This window comes from Helicobacter apodemus (assembly GCF_003097575.1).
Taxonomy (GTDB): domain Bacteria; phylum Campylobacterota; class Campylobacteria; order Campylobacterales; family Helicobacteraceae; genus Helicobacter_D; species Helicobacter_D apodemus.
In genome coordinates this window covers 1,502,861-1,521,648 of record NZ_CP021886.1, presented here as the reverse complement: position 1 = coordinate 1,521,648, position 18,788 = coordinate 1,502,861, and the positions used below count along the sequence as shown (strand labels likewise).

The following is an 18,788-nucleotide window of genomic DNA, read 5'->3' as shown; positions in this document are numbered from 1 at the left end:
TTTTATGATTCAAATCACAGGCTTAAGTATGCACTATGCCACCAAAAAACTTTTTGAAGATATTAACTTGAAGCTTAACAAAGGCAAAAAATATGGGCTAATTGGGGCTAATGGAGCAGGAAAATCAACCTTTTTAAAAATCTTAAGCCAAGAAATAGAACCCACCAATGGAAATATTGCTTTTGCCCCCAATGCAAGGATTGGTGTTTTAGGACAGAATCAATTTGCCTTTGAAAATTTTAGCATTGAAGATTGTGTTTTATATGGTAATAAAAGGCTTTATGATGCTATCAAAGAAAAAGAAAGCTTGTATGAAAGCGGAGATTTTAGCGATGCAACTAATGAGCGATTAGGAGAGCTTGAAACTATCTGTGCAGAGGAAGACCCCACTTATGAGTATGATATACAAATCCAAAAAATCTTAGAGGATTTAGGATTCCCCTCCTCTATCCATAAAGAATTAATGAAAACCCTAACAGGGGGTGATAAGTTTAAAGTGCTTTTAGCCCAAGTGCTTTTTCCCAAGCCCGATATTTTATTTTTAGATGAACCCACTAATAACCTAGATTTAAATGCTATTGCCTACTTAGAAGAACAACTCAAAAGGCACGAAGGAACCTTAGTGGTTATCTCACACGATAGGCATTTTTTAAATAGTGTTTGCACACATATTTTAGATTTAGATTTTCAAAATGTACGGGAGTTTAGCGGAAATTATGATGATTGGTATATTGCTAGCACACTCATAGCCAAACAACAAGAGATGGAACGCAATAAAAAACTTAAAGAAAAAGAAGAATTAGAATCTTTTATTGCTCGATTTTCCGCTAATGCGTCTAAAGCAAGACAAGCCACGAGCCGACAAAAGCAACTTGAAAAACTTGATATAAAAAATCTGCAAACCTCTAGCCGAAGAGAACCTAGCATACTTTTTAAACCCGAACGCAATATTGGAAATGAGGCTTTAGATATTGAAAATCTAAGTTTTGCCTATGAAAATTTAGAAATTTTAAAGAATCTGCATTTAAAAATACTTCCCGGGGATAAAATCGCCCTTATTGGACGCAATGGGATCGGAAAAAGCACTTTTTGTGAATTAATTTGTGAGAATCTAGCACCAAAAACAGGAAGTATAAAATGGGGAGCAACCATAAAAAGGAGTTATTTTCCACAAAATACTACAGAGCTTATCACAGGAGAAGAAAGTCTTTATGAATGGCTTAGGGCATTTGATAAGAAAAAAGAAGCCGGAGAGATACGCAATGCTTTAGGAAGAATGCTCTTTAATGGTGAGGAACAAGAAAAAAATGTAGGTCGTTTAAGCGGCGGAGAGAAACACCGCATAATGCTCTCTAAGCTAATGCTAGAGGGAGGGAATTTTTTAGTGCTAGATGAGCCCACTAATCATCTTGATTTAGAAGCCATTATTGCTTTAGGTGAAGCCCTCTATAAATATAATGGGAATATTATTTGCATAAGTCACGATAGAGAACTCATTGATGCCTTTGCTAACCGCATTATAGAATTTAAAGAAAATAATGAAATCATAGACTTTAGAGGGAGCTATGAAGAATATATAGAGAACTCTTCAAAATTTTAGCTTACTTATTGCATTAAGCATATTCAAATACCAAACAAAAAGGAGAAATTATGGTATTTTCTAATCTTAAAATCCGCACAAAAATGTTATTACTTTTATGTATTCCTTTAGTTATTTTTACTTGTATTGCGATCTTTCTAATCCAAAATAGCTATAAAGAATATGTCCGAATCGAACTTTTAGAGAAGGGTATTTTACTTTCTGCAAATATTAGTGGGACTATCCACGAATTACAAAAAGAAAGGGGAGCTTCTGCAGGTTACTTAGGGACAAAAGATAAAGACTTTGAAAAAATGCTCTTAGAGCAAAGATTATTAACCGATAAAAAAGTAATGGAGTTAAAAACTTTTTTACAATCTTTTAACTTTAGGGATTATCCAATAATGTTGCAAAACTCTTTAAAGGATTCCTTAAAACAATTAGAAAACCTACAAAGATTCCGGGAGGGGGTTGATTCTTTTAATATGGCAGTTGGAGAGGTTTTAGGCTATTACACACAGACTATTTCAAGCCTCATAGGAGATATTACAGAAGTAGCAAATATCAGCAGAGATTATGTAGTGGTTCGCTCTTTAATAGCTTTTATTGATTTTATTAACGCTAAAGAAAGTTCTGGACAAGAAAGGGCTATTTTATCTAATGTCTTAGGGGCTAACAAATTTACAGAAGGATTATACCAACGATTTATTGCCCTAATAACAGCACAAAATATCTATTTAGAAAATTTTATACACTATAGCACACAAGAAAATTTAGAATTTTACCAACAAGCCATAAAAGACCCAAGCTTCCAAGAAGTGCAAAGGATACGCAAAATCGCTATTGAAAAGGCACAAACTGGTAATTTTGGTATTTCACAGGCTTATTGGTTTGATACCATTACCCTTAAAATTAATATTTTAAAAAACATTGAAGATAATCTTGCTAATAATCTCATCTCGACAGTTTCAAATAATAAATCCAAAAACTTTATTAATTTTATAGGATTAGGTATTGTTTTAGCATTAGTTATTCTCTCAACCTTAGGGATAGGTTATCTTATTGTTTGTAACATCACTTCACGGATTAGAAAAATTTTAGAATTCTTAGTTTATATGAATAAAACTAAAGATATTAGCAAAACCCTATCTTTCAAAAAAAGCTCTGATGAAATTGGCATTATGTATCAAGCAATCCAAAACTTTTTGCAGACTATTAAACAAATTTTTATGGAACTAAACGCACAAAGTAAGCACAATCTCCAAATTTCTCAAGATTTACTCAAAGGAGCAAAAGATGTCTTAGGTTACACACAAGAGAGCTTTAAACTTTCTAACTATTCTAATGAAATTGGCAAAGAAGTTGGGGAATCACTAGCAATCAATATCCAAAAAACGACCCATACAATGACAGATATTATAGGAGCAAAATCCCAATTAGATGAAACAAAAAATTCTATTGCGAATTTTTCACAAAGCATTGCACAAGATGCACAAAACCAAGAAGCATTAGTCGAAGATATTGCAACACTCACCCAAGATGCAGAAAATATCAAAAACATTTTAGTGGCTATCGTTGATATTGCAGACCAAACCAATCTCTTAGCCCTTAATGCAGCCATTGAAGCAGCAAGAGCAGGGGATCACGGGAGAGGATTTGCAGTGGTTGCCGATGAAGTAAGGAAATTAGCAGAGAGAACACAAAAATCCCTCAATGAAATTGATACCACCATTAATATCATCACGCAGTCTATCAGTAATGTTAGCACACAAATTTCACAAAATTCTAAAAACTTTTTTTCTTTTGTAGATAATTCCCACCAAATTCAAGAAAATATCAACAAGGTTAATGAAAGCATACAAGGCGTAAGCTCCCTTGCTAATGAAACAATTTCAAGCTCACAGCAGCTTAATAACGAAGCAAACTCACTTTTAAACAACAACAAAGAGTTAAATGAATATTTACAAAACATTTCTCAAGAAATGGATAAAATCTCTAGTGTCTCTAAGGAGCTTTCAAGCCAATCACAAAAGATTGAAGCTAAAATTAATGAATTTAAGTTTTAAATGGTAGTTTTTGGCAATTATGTTTATTCTAAACCTCTCAAGCATATTTTTGCTTTTAGCAAAAAGGACTTACCCCTTTGCTTTACAAAAATACAAAAATATGCAAAATATGGTTATTTAGTTGGGTATGTTAGTTATGAAGCAGGTTTATTTGCCTTGCAAGAGCAAAAAGAGCATAAAAAGCCTTTATTAGAATTTATCCTTTTTAAGAGACGCTCTCCTCTCCTTGCTTCATCCCTAAAAAGCAAAGCTTTATTTTATCCCACCCTTAAACAAGGACTTAATGAGGAACTTTACAAACATACTTTTGAAAAAGTAAAGCACCATCTAAAAGCGGGGAATACCTACCAAGTCAATCTCACACAAGAGATACATTTACAAAGCCATTGTGAGGGATTAGAGATTTTTAAAGCTTTGCTTTGTATGCAAGATACAGATTATAAAGCCTATTTTAAAACCCCCTTTGTCGAGATTATCTCCCTCTCTCCCGAACTTTTTTTTAAGCTTAAAAAAGACAAGATTACTTTAGAGCCAATGAAAGGGACGATTAAACGGGGCGAAAACAAACAAGAGGATAAGAAAAATAAAAAAAATTTAAAACGAGATTCTAAAAGTATTTCAGAAAACATTATGATTGTAGATTTATTACGCAATGATATTAGCCAAATTGCTAAACTACATACCCTAAAAATCAAATCCCTCCTAACTATTAAAACCTATCCTACACTTCACCAAATGGTCTCAAAACTTCAAGCAAAAGTCCCTCACAAGTCCCTTTATGAAATCTTTAGTGCTTTATTCCCTTGTGGTTCTATCACAGGAGCACCCAAAAAATCCACGATGGGGATTATCCAAAACCTAGAACTTAGAGATAGAGGAGTATATTGTGGTGCCATAGGTGTTATTACCAAAAATAAAGCCCGTTTTAATGTCCCCATACGAACCCTTATACGATACCAAGGGGAGGACTTTTATCGCTATGGTGTAGGGAGTGGAATAGTGTGGGATTCTAAGTGGGAGGAGGAATTTAAAGAATTGCAATTAAAATCCCAATTCCTTTTTCCCCATAATTTTAAACTTTTAGAGACAATTCTTGTGCGGGATAATCAAGCCTTTTTGCTCTCTTACCATTTAAAAAGACTTTTAAAAAGTGCAAAGGATTTGGGCTTTGATTATCCTAAAATCTTAGAAGATTCCTACCAAAGCTTAAAAAATCCTCTTGATACACTAAAAAACTTTGAAATCTTTGAACCACTTTTATCTAAAGAGGGTTGGGAGAGTATCCCCGATACACTTTTACCCTTTCTTAAAAGGGATTCCAACCCCTCTATTTTGCGTCTTTTATTAGGCAAAGAAATATTTTTTGAGCAAATCCCCTATACCCCTATCTATTCTCACAAAGTCGCTTTTGCTAAAGATTATATTCACTCCCATAACGACTTGCTCTATCATAAAACCACTCTAAGAGAGCATTTTAAAGAATCTTTTAATCAAACAATCTTTGATTATATTTATAGCAATGAAAAAGGAGAGATTACAGAGGGCAGTAGAAGCAATATCGTAATTTTAAAAGATAATATCCTACTAACTCCCTCTAAAGAAAGTGGCTTATTGAGAGGTTGTATGCGGCAAGTTCTTTTAGATTCTAAACTTATTAAAGAAAGAATTTTATGGAAAAAAGATATTTTAAAGGCAGAAAGAATCTTTTGTATCAACTCCTTAAGAGGAATTATAGAGGTTACACTCAATGAATGCAAAAATACTTCTAATTGATAATTATGATTCTTTTACTTACAATTTGTATTATTACTTTTTAACCTTAGGGGCGAAGACTAAAGTTATCAAAAATGACGCTAGTGTTGAAAAAACATTTATTGAATCTTTTAGCCATCTTGTTATCTCGCCAGGTTTTGGCTCACCTAAAGATTCCGGAATATCTTTAAGCATTCTTAGAAACTTCCCCCACAAAAAAACACTTGGAGTATGCTTAGGTATGCAATGTATCGCTGAAGTCTATGGGGGCGAAGTGGAACAAATGGATACGCCTCTACACGCTAAGAGTATGCTTTGTGAGTTTATCCCTAATAAACTTTGTCAAAATATTGCTAAGCCCTTTAAAGTAGCCCTCTACCATTCTTTATATGTATCTAAACTTGGAGAATGCCAAATGCTAGGATTTATTACCAAAAATCATCATAAAATCCCTATGATAATCCAGCATAAACATTTTCCACTCTATGGCATACAATTCCACCCTGAATCTATTTTACAATCTCAAGGCAAACAATTACTTCATAATTTCTTAAAAATCTAAAATAACTAAAGCTTAAAAACCCTTAAAACAATGATTCTAAAAATCCATAAATTTACATTTTGTAACCTTAGATTATAAAATCTATTAATTATACAAAAATACGATATGTATTTATAAAAAAGTAGTATAATGCGATTTTACATATTGATTACAACAAGGAAAAAAATGAGTAATATTTTAGGATTTCCACGCATTGGGAAAAACAGAGAATTAAAAAAAGTATTGGAGAGTTTTTGGAGTGGTAAGAGCAATGAGGAGGAATTACAACAAGTTGCAAAAGATTTAAGGGCAAAGCATTGGGAGCTACAAAAAGAGCTTGATTTTGTATGTGTCAATGACTTTAGCCTCTATGACAATGTATTAGATTTAGCCTATGCCCTTAATGCAAAGCCAAAGAGATTCAAAGATTTAAGCGGATTAGAGGGATATTTTGCAATGGCAAGGGGGCATAATGTAGGCGTAGCTTGCGAAATGACAAAATGGTTTAACACTAATTATCATTATGTCGTGCCAGAGTTAAGCGATGAGGATAATTATAAAGCCAATGCTAATAAGATTATCAAACAATACCAAGAAGCCCTAAGCTTAGGCTATAAACCAAAAATCCAACTTATTGGACTTTTTACCTTTTTTGCCCTAAGTAAAATCACGCAAGGGGAAACAAAAGCAATCTTTGACAAGCTTAAAAAAGCCTATTTAGAACTCATCGAGCAAATCACAACACTTGGTGAAGTAATGATTGAATTTAGTGAGCCTATTTTTGTTAAAGGTTTGAATGTAGCAAACAATTTAGAAAGTATCTATAATAGCCAAATGATTGAATGCGTTTATAATGAAATTAGCCAAAAAGGCATTAAGGTAATTGTGAGCACCTTTTTTGAACATAGTTGCGAACTTACAGAAATTTTGCTAAAGACCAATATTTATGGTATAGGGCTTGATTTTGTATATGGAGAGAAAAACAAACAAAGCCTAGAAGCACTTGCTAAAAGTGATAAAGTCCTCTATGCAGGGGTGATTGATGGACGCAATATTTGGATAACGGATTTAGAATCTAAATTAGCCCTTTTAGATTCTATTAACGCTTTTATCCCAAAAGAACGCATTGTAATAAGCAGCTCTTGCTCTCTTTTGCACCTGCCCTTTAGCAAAGAGGGGGAGGATAACATTGAAAGTGAAATCCTCTCTTGGTTTAGTTTTGCTAAAGAAAAGATAGCAGAATTAAAGACTTTAGAACTTGTCTTTAAGGGTGAAAAAGCCGCCAAACAATCTTTAGAGGAAAATGCTAAGACCATACTTTCTAGGAAAAACTCGCTTAAGACCAATAACCAAAAAATCCGCAATAGGATTCAACAAAACACTTTAAAACAAAGAAATATGAATTTCAAAGAGCGATTAGAGTTACAAAAAAATGCCCTCAATCTCCCTATTTTACCTACTACTACCATTGGTTCATTCCCGCAAACTCCAGAGCTTAGAGCATTAAGACTAGATTATAAAAAAGGCAATATTGATAAAGCAACCTATGAAAAGGGCATTAAGGAATACATTAAGGATTGCGTAGCGTTTCAAGAAAGTATTGGAATTGATGTGCTAGTGCATGGAGAGCCAGAGAGAAATGATATGGTGGAGTATTTTGGGGAGCAGTTAGAAGGCTTTGTATTTAGCTCTAATGCGTGGGTGCAAAGCTATGGAAGTCGCTGCGTAAAACCCCCTATTATTTATGGTGATGTAGAGCGAAAGAACCCTATGACAATAGAGTGGATAACCTTCGCCCAAAGTCTTACCAAAAAGGTAATGAAGGGTATGCTAACAGGTCCTGTAACGATTCTTAATTGGAGTTTTGTGCGAGATGATTTACCTCGCCATTTAGTATGTGAGCAAATCTCTCTTGCTATTGCTGATGAAATTGATGATTTGCAAAAAGCAGGAATCTCTATTATTCAAGTGGATGAAGCAGCGTTTAAAGAAGGTTATCCTTTAAGGAAAGAGAATATTAAAGAATATGAAAAATGGGCATTAGAATGCTTTAAAACTTCAACTGCCATAGCCTCACCACAAACACAGATTCATACCCATATGTGTTATAGTGAGTTTAATGATATTATTAAAACCATAGAAGCTCTAGATGCCGATGTTATAAGCATAGAGACTGCACGAAGCGGAAATGAGCTTTTAAAAGTCTTTAAAGAGGTGGGTTATACGCACGAAGTAGGACCGGGTGTTTATGATATACATAGCCCTAGAATCCCAAATACAGAGGAGATAAAAAAGCAAATTCAAGCCTTACTTGAAGTGCTACCCAAAGAGCAATTATGGATCAATCCAGATTGTGGATTAAAAACAAGAAAATGGGAAGAGGTAAAACCTAGTTTAAAAAATATGGTAGAAGCAGTTAAGGTCATTAGAAATTCATAGCTGCCTTTACTAAAGGGCATATCCGCTTTAGCCTACTTAAATTCTTTTGTGTTACAATGCACATTTTAAGGAATTTTTATGGTAATAAATCTAAACTTCTATGCTACTTTAGTTGCCTTAGTAGGTGTTTTACTGCTTGGGAGATGGGTGATAAGTAAGAGTAAATTCTTGCAAGATTATAATATCCCAGAACCTGTTGTTGGGGGTATTATCATAGCCATAATTATCTTTTGTTTATTAAAATATAGTGGGATTAAATTTAGTTTTAATGACTCCCTAAGAGAGCCTTTAATGTTAACCTTTTATGCCAGTATTGGTTTAAGTGCTGATTTTACTTCACTTAGAAAAGGAGGGAAGATTCTTTTTATTTTCCTAATGTGTGTCGCTCTCCTGCTCTTTTTACAAAACATTATAGGAATCTTTATAGCAAAACTTATGGGTATAAATCCACTAATCGGACTTTTAGGCGGCTCTATTACAATGAGTGGGGGCATGGCACTGGAGCTTCTTGGGCAGAGATATTTAAGGCTGATCCTTATAATTTTGATGCGGGTTTAGAAGTCGCCCTTGCTTGTGCAACCTTTGGTTTAATCGCAGGAGGGCTTATTGGGGGTCCAGTCTCCCATTATCTTGTGAAAAAATATCATCTACAAACCACTCCTTATTTAAATGAAGAATCTTCGCCAAAAGGATTTGAAAAGCCAGAAAAAGAACGTTTAATCACTGCAGCCTCTTTTGTGCAATCTTTAGCATTAATTGCCACTGCGTTATTATTAGGCACTTTGCTTTCTGAATATTTTAAAAGCTCTTCTTTTACCCTACCGACTTTTGTATGGTGTTTATTTATCGGAGCAATTTTGCGTAATCTTTTATCATTGACTAAAATACACCAAGTCTTTGATAGAGAGGTTTCTGTGATTGGAAATGTAAGTTTATCGCTTTTCTTAGCCTTTGCTTTAATGACTATTAATCTCTCTGAACTTGTTGCTTTAGCACTTCCTATGTTTGCAATCCTCTCCATTCAAGTTATCCTTATGGTAGCCTTTGCGATTTTCATTACTTTCAGATTCTGTGGTAAAGACTATGACGCGGCAGTTCTAGCTGCTGGACATTGTGGGTTTGGACTAGGTGCCACTCCTACAGCTATGGCAAATATACAAACCATAACACAGCATTATGGAATGAGCCATATTGCCTTTATTATTGTGCCATTAGTGGGGGCATTTTTTATTGATATTATCAATGCCATTATTATTAGCATCACTTTGAAATTACCATTTTTCTAAGAATCTATTATGCTGCAATACTTCAAACGTTATTTTGCTAAACTTATTTGTGCCTTTATCCCCATCAAATCTTATCGTCAAAAGATTCGCCAAAGGATAGAAAATAGAATCTTTACTATCACTTTAGATAAAGTAGATTCTTTTCTCCCTCCTGATATTTGCTCTAAGATAAATAGCTTTAGCAATGAGGATTTTTTAGCCCTCAATTTTGCTAGAGAGCAAAACTTGGCTATAACACAAGAAAATCTGACAATCTCTAGTGCAACAAAAACTTCTAAACCCTACACCCTACAATCCTCCAAGGCTCTAAGTCTAAATGCTTTAATAAATAATGGCGGGGGGGGGGGGCAAAATAAGGCATTATGGCTTCTTTAGCTTGGATAGCAATGCCAACAATCCCAAATCCCCGCTTAATCCTTGGGGGTATATAAGGGTAAAAAATGAAGCAAGGACGCTAAGGGCGTCTTTAGATTCTATCCTTCCGGCTATACAAAGAGGAGTGATTGGCTATAATGATTGTGATGATGGGAGTGAAGAAATTATTTTAGAATTTTGTAAAACCTATCCAAGCTTTATCCCGATAAAATACCCCTATAATGTGGAAATTAAAAATCCTAAAAAAGAGGAAAATAAACTTTATTACTACTCTAACTATATTTTGAGTTTTATCCCACAAGGAGAATGGTTTATCAAGCTTGATATGGATCATATCTATGATGCTAAAAAACTTTTTAAAAGTCTTTACCTCTTAAAGAAAAACACCGATATTCTTACACTCTCAAGGATGGATTTTTATATACAATGGGAAGAGATATATATCAGTAAATCAGGGAGGGGTTATTATAATAGAGCCGGGGATCAAACTCTAAGATACAACCACAACTTTAAATACTATGAACGCATACTCTCCCCAAAACTTCAAGATTGGGGAGAACAAATCCTAAAGGGCAAACCCACTCAATCCCAACTTGAAGCGTTGCAAGGAGATTATCATTCCTATGAAGCCAAAATAGAGGATTCTTATAGTCGAATTTATCGCTCTGAGCTTTGCCACTATCATTTCCCTAATATAAAAAAGAGACGCGAGGGCATTCCTAAAAATGCTTTACCCTTAAAAGAGTTTAACGATGAAGCTATAGGTATAGAAATAGATCCAAAAATGCTTGAAAAAGAAACCATACTTTCCCTTTATAGTCGATTTGATTTGGAGAGAATTTAGTATTAATTTGTTACAATCGCCTTTTACTTTAAAGGCATTATGTTATGAAAACAAAGATTCCATTCAAAAGCTTAGGAAAAAAAACTTCTTATACTTTCAATTATGATTTTAATCTTTTAGAAACTTTTGAAAATGCCCACCAAGACAGGGATTATTGGGTAGATTTTGTTTGTCCAGAATTTACCACCCTCTGCCCCATAACAGGACAACCAGATTTTGCCACTATAAGAATTAATTATATTCCCCAAGCTAAAATGGTGGAATCTAAGTCTTTAAAGCTCTATCTCTTTAGCTTCCGTAATGAGGGTGGATTCCACGAAGATTGCGTGAATATCATTTTAAAAGACTTAATCAAGCTTTTAGAGCCTAAATATTTAGAGGTTTTAGGAGATTTTACCCCAAGAGGCGGAATTAGTATCAATCCTTATGCAAATTATGGAATCTCAAGCACAAAATATGAAGAAATGGCAAATTTTAGGCTTTTGCATCACAATTTATTAAAATAATGGAGAAATAATGGAAAAAAAACAACTCAACATAGGTTTAGTAGGATTAGGGGTTGTAGGTAGCAGTGTCGCAAAGATACTTAAAAATAATCAAGAATTGATTGCCGCAAGGACAGGTTGCAATATTCTCATTAAAAAAGCGGTGATAAGAGATGCCTCTAAAGTGAGAGGAGAGTTTGACTTCCCTATTACCAATAATGTGGAGGAAATCTTAGAAGATGAGAATATCGATATTATTGTCGAGTTAGCAGGTGGTGTTGAAGAGCCTTTTAAAATCGCAAAAAAAGCCTTAAAAAAATCTAAAGCCTTTGTAACAGCCAACAAGGCAATGCTTGCTTATCATCGCTATGAGTTAGAGCAAATTGCGGGGAATTTACCCATAGGATTTGAAGCAAGCGTTGCAGGCGGGATTCCTATTATCAAGGCTTTACGTGATGGCTTAGGGGCTAATCATATTTTAAGCATTTATGGCATTATTAATGGCACTTGTAATTATATTCTAACCAAAATGAAAAATGAGGGAGTAGAATACCAAGAAGTCCTTAAAGAAGCACAAGAATTAGGCTATGCAGAGAGCGACCCTAGCTTTGATGTAGAGGGATTTGATTGTGTGCATAAACTCCTAATTCTAGCAAGTATTGCCTATGGCATTAATGCCAAGCCAGAAGATGTATTAACACAAGGAATCACAGAAATTACCCAAGAAGACATTACCTTTGCAAAAGAATTTGGCTATCATCTTAAGCTTTTAGGAATCGCTAAAAAAAATGGCGAAGAGGTAGAATTACGCGTTCATCCCACTCTAATCCCTCAAGATGCTATGATTGGTAAAGTCGATGGCGTAATGAATGCTATTAGTGTCGTAGGAGATAGTGTAGGAGAAACACTCTATTATGGAGCAGGGGCAGGAGGAGATGCAACCGCTAGTGCAGTGATTTCAGATATTATTGAAATAGCGCGAACTAAAAGCTCCCCAATGCTAGGGTTTAAAAACTCTATTGAAAAAAATTTACATTTAAAGCCTTTTTTGCAGATAAATAGTGCGTATTATTTACGAGTCTTAGTGCTTGATAAACCCGGCGTTTTAGCGCAAATTGCGACCATTTTAGGGGAAGAGGAAATTTCTATTAACACTTGTTTGCAATCCCCCTCTAAACTTAAAAACCATTCCACCTTGCTTTTATCCACACATACTTGCACAGAATCTAAAATCAGAAATGCTTTAGAGAAAATCCACAACCTAGAAGTTACCCAAGCAAAACCGGTGATGATTAGGATTGAAAAGCCCTAAAGATGAAAAACACAACACAAAAGGGCAAAGAAGCAGAATCTTTAGCCTGTAATTTTTTGCAAAAGCAAGGATTTTTGATTATAGAGTGTAATTTTTTCTCTCCTTTTGGAGAAATTGACATTATCGCAAAAAATGAGGAAGTTTTATATTTTGTAGAGGTAAAAAGCGGGGTAGGATTTGAACCTGTTTTTAATATTAACCCACAAAAACTCAAACATCTCAAAAAAAGCATTACTTATTATTTACAAAAAAAGAAGCTAGACTTGCCCTTTTGCCTAAGTGCCTTAATCCTTTCAAAAGCTAAAGAAAATGAGGATTATCAAATACAATGGCTAGAAAACATTACACTTTTTTAATAAAAATAAAGTGATTTTAAGTTATTGTATTAAGAATTTATTTTATGAAGAAGTTCTATGGAAAATCTCCTCAAACAAATCCCAAAAACCGATAAATTACTCAACACTAAAGCCTTAAGTGCTTATAATCCCATTGTCTTAAAACCCCTTATCCAAAAATTTTTAAAAGATTATCGCAAAAATCTCTTAAAAGGCGGAGAGATTTTAAGCTTTGAATCGTGTGTAGAGCATATTGCTAAGGAATATTTGCATTTAAGCAAAAAATCCCTTAAACCCCTTATTAATGCAACAGGAATCATCGTGCATACCAACTTAGGACGCAGTGTTTTCTCATCAACACTCTTAGAAGAAATCATCCCAACATTAAGTGCTTATAATAACTTAGAATATGACGAACAACAAGGGATAAGGAGTGAGCGCACTATCCACCTAAAAAAGCTATTCACAACCCTTTTGCAAACGGAGGATATTTTAATTGTCAATAACAATGCCGCAGCGGTTTTTTTGATTTTGAACACTTTTGCAAAAAACAAAGAGGTTATTGTTTCAAGGGGAGAGCTTATAGAAATAGGAGGAAACTTTAGAATCCCTAGAGTAATGCAAGATTCAGGGGCTATTTTAAAAGAAGTTGGCACGACTAATAAAACCTATTTACGAGATTACCAAGAAGCCATTAATGAAAATACCGCTATGATTTTCAAAGCCCATAAATCTAATTATGAAATTGCAGGCTTTTACAAAGAAGCTGCTTATAAGGATTTAATAAAACTCGCTAAGGAAAAAAATCTTTTAGATTATTATGATTTAGGTAGTGGGTATTTGGAGATACCCGGTTGTGAATATTTAAAAAAATTTGAACCAAGTTTAGAGCAAATTGCCGCCTTAAAACCCTCTTTAGTAAGCTTTAGTGGAGATAAACTTCTAGGTGGGACACAAGCGGGTATCATTTTTGGTAAAGCACAATATATCACCAAGCTTAAACAAAACCAACTCTTAAGAATGCTAAGGGTGGATAAATTTACGCTTTGTATGCTAGAAGCACTTTTATGTGCGTATCTAAAGGGGGAATATGAAAAAATACCCACTGCTAAAATGCTTTTGCAAACTAAAGAGCAGTTAAAACACAAAGCCCAAAAACTCTTAGCACAAATACCCCCTATCTTTAAGCCCCAAATTATAGAAACAAAAAGTTACATAGGAGGTGGTGCTATGCCTAATAAACCTTTAGATTCTTATGGTATTGCCCTTAAAACAAAAGATGAGAAACAATTAGAGTCTTTTTTGAGAAAAGAGGGTATTATTGCTCGCTTAGAGGATAAAAAAGTTATTTTAGAGATAATAGCACTTTTTACAAAAGATTTTGAAACTATTAGCACAACACTCTTAAAGGCACAAAATGCAAGATAATGTAATCCTTGGAAGTATAGGGCATATAGACCACGGAAAAACAAGTCTTATAGCCGCTTTAAACGGCTTTTGGGGGGATGAGAGGGAGGATGAGCAAAAGAGGGGTATAACTTTAGATTTAAGCTTTTCTCATCTTAGCAATGGAGTTAAAAATATTGCTTTTATTGATGTGCCCGGACACGAAAGGCTTGTAAAAAATATGATTGCTGGAGCTTTTGGAATGGATTATGCCTTGCTTGTGATTGCAAGTAATGAGGGGATTAAACCACAAACACTAGAGCATTTAAAAATCACCTATTTATTAGGCATTAAGGAATTTTTAGTTGTTTTAACCAAAACAGATTTAGCTTCTAGAAATACAATAGCTGCCCTAAAACTTCAAATAAAAGAGCTGTTTTCACACTATAACCTAAATTATAGTATCTTTGAATGCTCCATTTATGATAATGCGAGTATCCAAGCACTCAAAGAAGCATTATTTTTATTACCCAAAAAATTTCATAGGGACTTAGGTTGCTTCCGTTATTACATTGATAGAGCATTTGCCATTAAGGGTTCAGGTTGTGTTGTAAGCGGGACACTCTTAGATGGAAACCTTAATGTAGAGCAAAAAATATGGTGTTGTAATCTCCAAAAGTCTTTAGGGATTAAAAATATTCAATGCCATAATGCCTTTATTAAAGAAGCAAAGAGCGGACAAAGGATTGCTATTAACCTAGCAGGAATATCCCATAATGCACTAAAGAGGGGATATTTACTCACCAAAAAAGGGTATTTAAGAGGCTTTAATGCGGTTGAAGTTTGCTTAGATCTTTATGAAAATGTAACACATAATAGTGAAGTTTTAGTATTTATTGGTTCCTTAAAATGTAAGGGTAAAGTCTTATTTTTAAAAAATCATCCAAAATACGCCACTTTAAAATGCGATAGGGCTATCTTTAGTGTATTTGGTGAAAGGTTCATCCTAAGGGATGAAAATAAAACCTTAGGAGGGGGAAAAATCTTAAGCCCCATTGGCGACCCTATGAAAAAGAAGCAAAAATTAGCTTTTTTAGAATCCTTAGATAAAGAGGATTTTAAAACTGCTTTTAGCATTTTATTATCAGCACACAAAAAAGGTTTTGGCTTAATTAGTGCAATGCAACGTTTTGGTATCCCACAAAGTGAAGCCATTAACATTGCTTCAGAAATTCAAGATTGCTTTGTTAGCACAAAACATCTTGTCGCTTATGGCAAACAAACCCAACAAATCCTAGAAAAAATCATTCACAACATACTTGATAAAAACCCAAACGCTCTCCTCTCTCCTGCCCTCTTAAGTCAAAAACACGCGTGGATTGTAGAGGATTTTGCGAAAATGGTTTTAGAAACAATGCACCAAAGGGGGCTACTTAATAAAGAAGAATCTTTTTATATCTCCTTAAGCTTTAAAGAAAATATCCAAGATTATCTCTACAAAAGTATTTATGAAACGCTTCAAATGCAAGGTTTTGAACCCATTGCCCCTTATAATTTATATGAATCTTTAGATATTGATAGGGCAACAGGTAATTTAGTATTGAAGCAATTAACAAGAGAAAAGAAAGTTATCCGCTTAAACCACAAGCTTTTTATTACCGCCCAAAGCCTATCCCAACTCTTAGCACTTATGCGGAAAATCCTACAAGATGAGGGCTATTTAGAACTTAACAATTTAAAAAACCACTTAAACCTAAGCAGAAAATACCTAATTACTTATTTGGATTATTTAGATAGTTTTTCAAATATTATCAATAAAGAGGGGCGGAGATTTAAAAAGGATCAATTATGCTAGATTATTTGCAAAACCCACCCATTAAACATAGCTTAATGCAAAAATTTATTGCCATAGATTCCCCCAATTATTTTGCCCTAACCCCCAATGCCCTACAAAAAATCCAACAAGATAAAGAAGCACTTAATGCACTCTTTCAAACCAAAGCCATCAAGCCCTTTAACTTCAGTGTAGAATCCTTTTACTTCCTCTTAGATAAATTAAGCAAACAATATAAAGTAGCCCTTATCCTAAGCTCTCATAAAATGCTTTATGAAGCATCTTTGCACTTTAAAAAAAATACTTTTATCCCGCTAATCCCTAATATAGAAGATGGAAAGATACCTATTCAAAAAGCCCTAGCAGAGGGTGCAGATTGCTTCATTGTGCCTTATTTAAATGAGGATATTTTAACAAGCAATGCACATCTTGATACCATTTTAAAGCCTTATTTTAGTATCTGGGATATTAGTTACGCACTTGCCCTCAAATTACCCCTACCCAAAAATGCAAATATCTATCTAGCCAATGGGGAGAATTTAGGGCTTATTCGCCCCTTAGGCATTATGGCATCTCAAAGGGAGGATTTCTATGGTTTAAGCGGAAACTACTTAGAGATTGAAAACCTCTATGCAGTGTTTCTATCAGCCTTGCAAACACAAAAAATATCTAATAAAGACTATGCACCATCCTTTTTTGAAAACTTACAAAATCTTTTAGGAGAAGATTCTTATATCTTCTATCCTAGTGTTGCTAATACTTTAAGCTTAGGTTTAAAGGGAATTAAAGCTAGAGATTTCATACAAAGCTTGATTTTTGATAATATCCGCTTAATCAATGGACAAGATTGCCTCTTTGGCTTCTTAAACCCCTCTTTTGTCTTACAGCTTATGGGATACACACAAGAGAGGGCTAGGGAATTATTAAGCATAAGCTTTATAGACTTTCAAGGAGATACCCAAAAGTTAGCCCAAAAACTCGCACAAAAATACTTACAACTTAAACTTTTAGGAGGATAAATGAAAGCACTCACACTTCAAGAAGCTATTAACCTTTTAAACAAAGTGGGTGAGAATTTCTCACTCAATGAAGAGTTTTTACCGCTACAAGAATGCCTAGGGAGGTTTTTAGCCCAAGATATACTTTGCAAAAACCCTCTACCTGCTTTTGATAATTCCGCAATGGATGGTTATGCGGTTAATACTGCCGATGAGGGGAATAAAGTTAAAATCTTGCAAAGTGTTTTTGCCGGGGATATGCAAGAGACAACACTTAACAAAAATGAATGTATAAAAATTATGACAGGTGCTAAAATCCCAAAAAATGCTAATTGTGTTATTCCTTTTGAAAAAATTCAAGAGGGATTAAACGCAAAAGACTTTATTGTCTTGCCAAAAAATTTAGAAGTTGGTGCTAATATTAGAAAAATGGGCGAAGAAGTAAGCTTAGATTCTAAGCTCTTAAGTAGAGGAGAAATGCTTGATGAATATGATTTAGCTATTCTAGCCTCACAAGGTATTGCCTATACAAAAGTATTAGAATCTCTAAAAATCGGTGTTTTCTCTGGAGGTGATGAACTAAAAGAGCCTTGGGAGTTTTCTAATGCCTACCAAATCCACAACTCTAATACGACAATGATTCTTGCAACCTTAAGAAGTTTTGGATTTTATGGGAATTATGGCGGAATCTTAAGGGATAAAAAAGAACTTTTAATCAACACTTTGCAAAAACCCTATGATGTGATATTTACAACAGGTGGAGCAAGTAAGGGTGAAGCGGATTTTATGTATGAATCTTTAAAAGAATGTGGTGCAGAGATTTTGATAAATGGTATCCAAATTAAGCCCGGTAAGCCCATAATGGTCGCTAAACTTAAAAACAAATTCCTAATCGCCCTACCGGGCAATCCTCTTGGGGCAGCCGTTTTATTGCGTTTTTTGATTATTCCTTTCTTAAGGCAACTTAGTGGGGCAAATACATATTACCCACAATATATCCTTTTAAAAAATTCTAATGCCTTTAAACTTAAAAGCAGGATGAACGCAATGTTAGGAGAGATAGGCAGTAATGGGTTTTATCTCACACAAGGAGGAAAATACAATTCTGGAGAAATCCTCCCTCTAACAAAGAGTAATAGCATAGCTATTTTTGATGAGCATTGCACAGAGATTGAATTAGGTAGAGAAATTAAAGTTTTGCCTTACCCAATGCTTTGGAGTAAAGAAAAATGCGATATTATCAATCATTAGGGGGATTTATGAAAAAGGTTTTATTAATATAACACTAACTTGCTATAAAGTTTGCGGAGTTTGTTATAAACTTTTTAGGGAAGGTTGCACCCTAAGCTTCATCCATATAAAACTCTCTATTATTCTTTATGAAGAAGCCATTACAGAAGTGATTGCCTATACAAAAGATTTTGATTTATTGGTTATTAGGGAGAGTAAAGATAACTTTTGGAATAAAATTTTCTTAAGCAACCAAAGTAATTTTTCGCAAAAATCTCCTATTCCCATTTTGATTATAAAATAATTTTTACTTAACTTAGATTCAT

The 18,788-nt window shown here is 34.2% G+C and carries 13 protein-coding genes and 2 pseudogenes; all 15 read left to right on the top strand.

Annotated features, from left to right (window positions below; all coding sequences use genetic code 11):
- Positions 1 to 4: 4 nt before the first annotated feature.
- The 15 genes and pseudogenes from CDV25_RS07505 (at position 5) to CDV25_RS07435 (ending at position 18,483) form a co-directional block, all read left to right on the top strand.
- A complete protein-coding gene (locus CDV25_RS07505; protein WP_108911420.1) occupies positions 5 to 1,600 on the top strand; it encodes an ABC-F family ATP-binding cassette domain-containing protein in 1,596 nt (531 codons plus the stop codon).
- Positions 1,601 to 1,650: 50 nt separating this feature from the next.
- Positions 1,651 to 3,645, top strand: a complete 1,995-nt coding sequence (locus tag CDV25_RS10770) for a methyl-accepting chemotaxis protein (RefSeq protein WP_108911419.1) — start codon at positions 1,651 to 1,653, stop codon at positions 3,643 to 3,645.
- A complete protein-coding gene (locus CDV25_RS07495; RefSeq protein WP_108911418.1) occupies positions 3,646 to 5,418 on the top strand; it encodes a bifunctional chorismate-binding protein/class IV aminotransferase in 1,773 nt (590 codons plus the stop codon).
- The gene (locus tag CDV25_RS07490; protein WP_108911417.1) at positions 5,393 to 5,959 is read left to right on the top strand and encodes an anthranilate synthase component II; all 567 of its coding nucleotides are present in this window, start codon (positions 5,393 to 5,395) and stop codon (positions 5,957 to 5,959) included. The genes CDV25_RS07495 and CDV25_RS07490 overlap by 26 nt, the downstream gene beginning before the upstream one ends.
- Positions 5,960 to 6,124: 165 nt before the next feature.
- Positions 6,125 to 8,377 carry a 5-methyltetrahydropteroyltriglutamate--homocysteine S-methyltransferase gene (gene metE, locus CDV25_RS07485; protein ID WP_108911416.1) on the top strand — a complete coding sequence of 751 codons (2,253 nt, stop codon included), beginning with the start codon at positions 6,125 to 6,127 and terminating at the stop codon, positions 8,375 to 8,377.
- 78 nt (positions 8,378 to 8,455) lie between these two features.
- A pseudogene (gene gltS, locus CDV25_RS07480) lies at positions 8,456 to 9,663 on the top strand (sodium/glutamate symporter).
- 9 nt (positions 9,664 to 9,672) lie between these two features.
- Positions 9,673 to 10,038, top strand: a complete 366-nt coding sequence (locus CDV25_RS10765; protein WP_108911415.1) for a hypothetical protein — start codon at positions 9,673 to 9,675, stop codon at positions 10,036 to 10,038.
- A pseudogene (locus CDV25_RS07470) lies at positions 10,013 to 10,882 on the top strand (beta-1,4-N-acetylgalactosaminyltransferase); the annotation flags it as partial. The gene CDV25_RS10765 and the pseudogene CDV25_RS07470, both read left to right, overlap by 26 nt.
- A gap of 44 nt (positions 10,883 to 10,926) precedes the next feature.
- Positions 10,927 to 11,388: a preQ(1) synthase gene (gene queF / locus CDV25_RS07465; protein ID WP_108911413.1), complete on the top strand. Its 462-nt coding sequence runs from the start codon at positions 10,927 to 10,929 to the stop codon at positions 11,386 to 11,388.
- A gap of 10 nt (positions 11,389 to 11,398) precedes the next feature.
- Positions 11,399 to 12,679: a homoserine dehydrogenase gene (locus tag CDV25_RS07460; protein ID WP_108911412.1), complete on the top strand. Its 1,281-nt coding sequence runs from the start codon at positions 11,399 to 11,401 to the stop codon at positions 12,677 to 12,679.
- A 2-nt stretch (positions 12,680 to 12,681) separates the two neighbouring features.
- Entirely contained in the window at positions 12,682 to 13,035 is a 354-nt protein-coding gene (locus tag CDV25_RS07455) for a YraN family protein (protein WP_108911411.1), read from the top strand.
- A gap of 57 nt (positions 13,036 to 13,092) precedes the next feature.
- Complete coding sequence (selA, locus tag CDV25_RS07450; RefSeq protein ID WP_108911410.1) at positions 13,093 to 14,442, top strand: L-seryl-tRNA(Sec) selenium transferase; 1,350 nt, start codon at positions 13,093 to 13,095, stop codon at positions 14,440 to 14,442.
- Entirely contained in the window at positions 14,432 to 16,255 is a 1,824-nt protein-coding gene (selB, locus tag CDV25_RS07445; RefSeq protein WP_108911409.1) for a selenocysteine-specific translation elongation factor, read from the top strand. The genes selA and selB overlap by 11 nt, the downstream gene beginning before the upstream one ends.
- Complete coding sequence (locus tag CDV25_RS07440) at positions 16,249 to 17,253, top strand: nitrogen fixation protein NifS (RefSeq protein ID WP_108911408.1); 1,005 nt, start codon at positions 16,249 to 16,251, stop codon at positions 17,251 to 17,253. The genes selB and CDV25_RS07440 overlap by 7 nt, the downstream gene beginning before the upstream one ends.
- Positions 17,254 to 18,483: a molybdopterin molybdotransferase MoeA gene (locus CDV25_RS07435; protein ID WP_108911407.1), complete on the top strand. Its 1,230-nt coding sequence runs from the start codon at positions 17,254 to 17,256 to the stop codon at positions 18,481 to 18,483. It begins immediately after the preceding gene.
- The last annotated feature ends 305 nt before the right edge of the window (positions 18,484 to 18,788 follow it).

Bases quoted from the DNA above. Each gene is read 5' to 3' on its own strand.
- CDV25_RS07505 (WP_108911420.1), top strand. From the start codon at position 5: ATGATTCAAATCACAGGCTTAAGTATGCACTATGCCACCAAAAAACTT.
- CDV25_RS10770 (WP_108911419.1), top strand. From the start codon at position 1,651: ATGGTATTTTCTAATCTTAAAATCCGCACAAAAATGTTATTACTTTTA.
- CDV25_RS07495 (WP_108911418.1), top strand. From the start codon at position 3,646: ATGGTAGTTTTTGGCAATTATGTTTATTCTAAACCTCTCAAGCATATT.
- CDV25_RS07490 (WP_108911417.1), top strand. From the start codon at position 5,393: ATGAATGCAAAAATACTTCTAATTGATAATTATGATTCTTTTACTTAC.
- metE (WP_108911416.1), top strand. From the start codon at position 6,125: ATGAGTAATATTTTAGGATTTCCACGCATTGGGAAAAACAGAGAATTA.
- CDV25_RS10765 (WP_108911415.1), top strand. From the start codon at position 9,673: ATGCTGCAATACTTCAAACGTTATTTTGCTAAACTTATTTGTGCCTTT.
- queF (WP_108911413.1), top strand. From the start codon at position 10,927: ATGAAAACAAAGATTCCATTCAAAAGCTTAGGAAAAAAAACTTCTTAT.
- CDV25_RS07460 (WP_108911412.1), top strand. From the start codon at position 11,399: ATGGAAAAAAAACAACTCAACATAGGTTTAGTAGGATTAGGGGTTGTA.
- CDV25_RS07455 (WP_108911411.1), top strand. From the start codon at position 12,682: ATGAAAAACACAACACAAAAGGGCAAAGAAGCAGAATCTTTAGCCTGT.
- selA (WP_108911410.1), top strand. From the start codon at position 13,093: ATGGAAAATCTCCTCAAACAAATCCCAAAAACCGATAAATTACTCAAC.
- selB (WP_108911409.1), top strand. From the start codon at position 14,432: ATGCAAGATAATGTAATCCTTGGAAGTATAGGGCATATAGACCACGGA.
- CDV25_RS07440 (WP_108911408.1), top strand. From the start codon at position 16,249: ATGCTAGATTATTTGCAAAACCCACCCATTAAACATAGCTTAATGCAA.
- CDV25_RS07435 (WP_108911407.1), top strand. From the start codon at position 17,254: ATGAAAGCACTCACACTTCAAGAAGCTATTAACCTTTTAAACAAAGTG.